This is a genomic window from Mesobacillus maritimus (assembly GCF_023715205.1).
Lineage (GTDB): Bacteria > Bacillota > Bacilli > Bacillales > Cytobacillaceae > Mesobacillus_B > Mesobacillus_B maritimus_C.
Genome location: NZ_JAMBNR010000057.1, coordinates 1 through 533, shown reverse-complemented (window position 1 = coordinate 533; position 533 = coordinate 1). Strand labels below are relative to the sequence as shown.

Sequence of the window (533 nt, the reverse complement as noted above, 5' to 3'; positions counted from 1 at the left end):
CGTTCCCGGGCCTTGTACACACCGCCCGTCACACCACGAGAGTTTGTAACACCCGAAGTCGGTGGGGTAACCGGGGGCAAAACTTAGCATCTTATTATATTTAAAGGAAGCTAAGTTTTGCCCCTGGGGCCAGCCGCCTAAGGTGGGACAGATGATTGGGGTGAAGTCGTAACAAGGTAGCCGTATCGGAAGGTGCGGCTGGATCACCTCCTTTCTAAGGATAATGTCGTAAGGACATTCGGAATGCGAATCTTACGATTCGTAATGTTGACTAACTTGTTTGTTTAGTTTTGAGAGTGCAATATTCTCTCAAAATGCTGTCTAGCTACAGCGTCTAGACCCTCGAGGTCGCTTGGTCCATCACTTGAAGTCAAAGAACGACTTCAAATGCTGTACCTCCAGCGCTTGTCGGGTCTGAGCGAGACGCTTCCGCTTTTCGGTTATTGTTCCTTGAAAACTAGATAATCGTAAGTAAGAAGGCAAAAGTAAAACTCTTTAAAAGAATTTCTTTTAAAGAAACCGAGTATCGCCAT

Annotated in this window: 1 rRNA gene; it reads left to right on the top strand. The window is 46.2% G+C overall.

Features of this window, described 5'->3' with window-relative positions:
- Positions 1–214 (top strand): 16S ribosomal RNA (locus tag M3182_RS25575); the annotation flags it as partial.
- Between the last annotated feature and the right edge of the window lie 319 nt (positions 215–533).